The organism is Clostridium sp. HV4-5-A1G (genome assembly GCF_900184915.1).
GTDB classification, from domain to species: domain Bacteria; phylum Bacillota; class Clostridia; order Clostridiales; family Clostridiaceae; genus Clostridium_B; species Clostridium_B aromativorans.
This window is the reverse complement of record NZ_FXYI02000227.1, coordinates 1-4,518: the sequence shown is the minus strand read 5'-3', so window position 1 is coordinate 4,518 and position 4,518 is coordinate 1. Positions and strand designations below refer to the sequence as shown.

At 35.1% G+C, this 4,518-nt stretch carries 4 protein-coding genes and 2 pseudogenes; 2 read left to right on the top strand and 4 right to left on the bottom strand.

Annotated elements, in window-relative coordinates; translation table 11 throughout:
• Positions 1–190: pseudogene (locus J5G60_RS16720) on the top strand (glycine/sarcosine/betaine reductase complex component C subunit alpha); the annotation flags it as partial.
• Between the two features lie 19 nt (positions 191–209).
• On the opposite strand, the gene iadA reads toward J5G60_RS16720, so the two are convergent.
• From iadA to J5G60_RS16700, 4 genes are all read right to left on the bottom strand, one after another.
• The gene (gene iadA / locus J5G60_RS16715) at positions 210–1,376 is read right to left on the bottom strand and encodes a beta-aspartyl-peptidase (RefSeq protein ID WP_150358929.1); all 1,167 of its coding nucleotides are present in this window, start codon (positions 1,374–1,376) and stop codon (positions 210–212) included.
• Positions 1,377–1,460: 84 nt separating this feature from the next.
• Positions 1,461–1,871, bottom strand: a complete 411-nt coding sequence (locus J5G60_RS16710; protein ID WP_150358930.1) for a hypothetical protein — start codon at positions 1,869–1,871, stop codon at positions 1,461–1,463.
• Between the two features lie 68 nt (positions 1,872–1,939).
• Positions 1,940–2,596, bottom strand: a complete 657-nt coding sequence (locus J5G60_RS16705) for a YdjY domain-containing protein (protein WP_150358931.1) — start codon at positions 2,594–2,596, stop codon at positions 1,940–1,942.
• A 160-nt stretch (positions 2,597–2,756) separates the two neighbouring features.
• Complete coding sequence (locus J5G60_RS16700) at positions 2,757–3,743, bottom strand: biotin--[acetyl-CoA-carboxylase] ligase (RefSeq protein ID WP_150358932.1); 987 nt, start codon at positions 3,741–3,743, stop codon at positions 2,757–2,759.
• Between the two features lie 256 nt (positions 3,744–3,999).
• Between J5G60_RS16700 and J5G60_RS16695 the strand changes: the two are divergent.
• Positions 4,000–4,440, top strand: a pseudogene (locus tag J5G60_RS16695) (amino acid permease); the annotation flags it as partial.
• Between the last annotated feature and the right edge of the window lie 78 nt (positions 4,441–4,518).

The following is a 4,518-nucleotide window of genomic DNA, read 5'->3' as shown; positions in this document are numbered from 1 at the left end:
TCCCAGGGAAGTTGTGACCTATGCAATACCGGGGATAGATATACTGGAACTGGACAATGCCTGCAGGGTATTATGGGGAAAAGGTATATATTCTGAAAGCGGAATGGGCTGCACAGGGCCTGTGATTCTGGTAAATTCTCAAAAGGGTGAAAAGGCCGTAAAAATTTTAAAGGAAGCAGGATATAAATAAGAGGGATAAAACAACCCTCTTATTTATTTTCGAAGGTTCCGTATGCAGTTGGTTTGTAGTTTTGAACCATAATTTTTCCTCTGCTTATAACGGTGTGAATATTTAATTTATCATCTAATAAAACCAAGTCTGCATCATAGCCCTCTGCTATTTTACCTTTGCAGGGAAATTTAAGAAATCTGGCAGGTGAAAGAGTAAGAGGGATAAGGGCCAACTCCATGGAGAGACCTCTTTCAATGGATTCCCTTATGGAGTCAATGTCAGTAGAAGGCATGCCTATGGTTAATTTGGTCAGTTTTCCACTGCTGTCAAAAAAAGGCATACTTCCTCCTGCGTCAGAGCTCATGGTCACATGGTATGGAGAAATATTTTCCTTTAATATCGTTTGATACAGTTGAGATGAACTGATGGCATCATCATTTTCATTTTTAATCCCTGTTGTTATGTCAGTGAAGCCGCCCATTTTTAAATATTCCATGCACTGTCTGGATAATAGACTGTTTCTATTGAGATGTGTAGGGAGCAGATTTTCAAAAGGTATATCTGAATTTTCTATTACATCAAATATAGGAGTCAACCCTCTTTTGCCATCTCCAAGATGCATATGAAGAACTCCGCATTTACCTGAAATAAGTCCGCCTACCCGGGTTTCACAGGCCAAATGTATCAGATCTTCATCGGAAGGATGACTTCCCCTATGATCGGAAACAGCTATTTCGCCAGCCCCTATTATTTTATCCACAGTGATAATATCGCCTCGGACACTGTCTGTAAGGGTCCTAGTTGGTACATCGTAACATCCTGTCCAGCAGTATGTGCTTATTCCCTCGGACTGAAGGGCTTGTGCCTTTGCCAGCAGACCTTCCATATTTCTTGTAATTCCATCTGTACCTAAAAGACCCACGCAGGTTGTAACACCATTTAATGTGAAATTTGTAAGCCCTAATTCCGGGGTTCTGTTGTAAAAGCCCCCTTCTCCTCCACCGCCGTTTATATGTATATGAAGATCGATTAGTCCTGGAATAGCTTTTAATCCAGTTCCGTCTAGTATTTCTACCTGGGGGAAATTTTTATCCGGAATGTTTATTCTTTGAGAGATATATGCTATTTTATCAAAGCATATGAATATATTTTTTTTACCTTTAGATCTGGGATCAAATATTTCTACGTTTTTTATTAAAAGCATAATTTACACATCCTTCAATGTATTTGATATTATAATTTGCTTTTCTACTATAATTTAAACGCAGAAATGAAGATCATTTATAAGTTATTTATACTTAAAGTGTTTTTGGGATCTGCTGGATAAAAATATAATAAAAAGTCCTGTTATAAAGAATATAGATAATATTAAATTTACTGTAGAAAAGCTTAAGCTGCTGTAATGTATTCCTTCTCTTATTATAGAAGCTGGCAGAATCTGAAATCTGTCTGTACCGATTATTAAAATCGTTATTAAAACACATGATATCAGATTAAATATGCTGAATTTAAAGCCAATTTTATATAATGGATGTTTTTTTGCTGACTTAATGAAATATACAATAAAACATAATGCCATTGTAATTGGAATTATTATACCCGTATTGATCCTCATCTCCAGCCATTCATTTTGGAAAGCTATAATGGAGAGCAGCAGCCCCCATATAAACCCGTTGTATATTAAGCTGAAAAATTTCATTTTTAACCTCCTGAAATGTATGAAATAAATAGAGTACGATGTATAAACATCGTACCCCAAAAAACTATTTATTCTGCTAATCTGAATATAACGGTAACATCTGTGCCGTCCTTTGGAAGGACATCCTTTTTACCGTGGAATTTAACTGTATCGGATTCTCCAAATGCATAAGCAGAATTACTGGTAATACCTACTGGACAACTATCTAAGCATAATATGCAGCCCGTATTCATCTTTTTAGCATGGGCCAGGTTACCGCCGAATCTTATGTCCATTGGTCTGGGATCACTTGAATATATAATATCTGAGAAAGGTATTTCCTTTCCAAGGCCATTCCAAGTAATGTATACGTTTAATTTTGATCCCTCTACCTTTTTGCCCTTGCCTTTATCACTTGCCTCTAGATTATTTCCAGGTTTTGCACCAATGGAGATCAGAGCATTATAAAAATCCTCTGGTTTTACAAAACCTCTCAATACAGATTTTTCGCCATTCTTACCATCCTTAAAAACTACACCATGTCTGGTATTTTCAGTAAAATATTTTCCATTTACCTGTGCCGATATTTTGACCTCTTTTTTATTTTTATCCACAGTAAGAGTTTTTTGTTCCTTATTTTCAGTAGATTGTTTTTGTGTATTGGAGGATTGTTCACCTGAGGAACATCCAACAGCTAGTACACCAATAAATAATATAGAAAATATGATGGATAAAACTCTTTTCATAACATAAAACCTCCCTTAACAAATTATTTTATCCTTAGATTTAATTCATGATAATTATACATGACAGTATATTTTATAACAAATATCTATATGTTATGATTTGAGTTTTGTCTATAATAAAATTTTATAGTATACCTAAATGTAAAATATAAGTCAAAATTTAAATATATTGATTTAGCCCTCTTATAGAGATTTCACCGGATACAAGTTTTTCCAGAGAGCCATCCTTGTATTGAACCACCAATCTCCCATCTCCGTCCAGATCAAGTGCCTTTGCACACTTTTCATTGTTATTTCTAACTACCTTTATATTCTTACCGATAACAGCAGAATTATTTTTACATATTTTTATGGAAAGTTCGATTTGTTTCTTTTCCTGAAATTCAGTATATAAAAATTCAAATTTATTTAAAAACATGCCTACTAGTGATTTCCTATTTATACTGGTATTTGTCTCTATTTTAAGGGAAGTGGCCCTATCCAGCAGATCTTCTGAAAAATCATCTTTATCCAGGTTGGCGTTTATACCTATGCCTACAATTATGTAGTTTACTCTGTTTAATTCACCGCTCATTTCTGTCAGAATTCCACAGACTTTTTTGCCTCCAATTATTATATCATTAGGCCATTTTACTTTAGCATTTATATTAAATTCCCTTAAACTCTCTATCATGGCAGCAGCAGCTATTTGAGTTATCTTGGGAGCTTCCATGGGATTTATATTTGGCTTCAGTATTATAGACAGACTTATTCCCTTATATTTTGGGGAGCACCAGGAACGACCCAATCTGCCTTTGCCGCCTACCTGTTCTTCGGATATTACCACAGTTCCATGATCTTCGCCCTTTTCAGATAATTCCTTTGCTTTGTCGTTTGTTGAATTTATACTTTCAAAGTGCAGGATTTTTTTACCTATATGGTCTGTTTTTAAATATGGATTGACTTCTTCAAAAGTCAGTATATCCGGGGAACTTATTAATCTATAACCTTTTTTTGAGGAAGAATCTATTATATATCCATCCTCCTTTAAAGATTTTATGTATTTCCATACAGATGTGCGGCTCACTCCTAGCTTTTCACTTATCAACTGCCCAGATAAGAATGTTGTGCTGCTTTTTTTCAGTAAATGGAGAACTTCATATTTCATGTAAAACCCACCTTTTATATTGTTTAATAACATTATAACATAAGTGCATAACTTGATAGAAATATTGTTGGCAGTTTCATTTATCATATAAACAATGTGAACCATTCATCAGATTTATTATAGAATAGAATCTTTATACAATCTTTATACATACGGATAAATCTTAATCTAAAATTTATCTAATTGATGGTATAATAACACATCATATCAGAAAACAATAAGTTGAGAGATAAATTTACTTTTAGAGGTGTTAAGGATGGGCTTTAAATTGGGAAATTTTTTAAATGGATTAACAGGAAAGAGTTTAAAAACTCAAGAATTAAAAAAGGAAAAATTCAGTGTATTCTGGGGACTCCCCATAATGTCCAGCGATGCTATTTCATCTGTGGCCTATGCAGGGGAGGAAATACTTTGGATACTGGTTCCCGCAATAGGAGTGTTGTCTTATAAATATATGATGTACGCCTCAATGCTCATTGTATTTTTAATGTTTATGCTTACTTTTTCCTATAGACAAACTATAGATGCCTACCCTTCAGGAGGAGGCTCCTATGTTGTAGCCAAGGACAATCTTGGGACTACCGCAGGGCTTATAGCAGGTGCCTCCCTCACCATAGACTATATACTGACTGTGGCGGTAAGTGCTTCTGCCGGGACTGCAGCTATTACCTCGGCAGCACCTTTTTTACTTCCTCATAGTTAAGCATTCAACTATATGAAGCCTGTGTCTTGTAAGCCTTTGAAGGGCAAGATATTGAGAACCACGCCAGGGTTC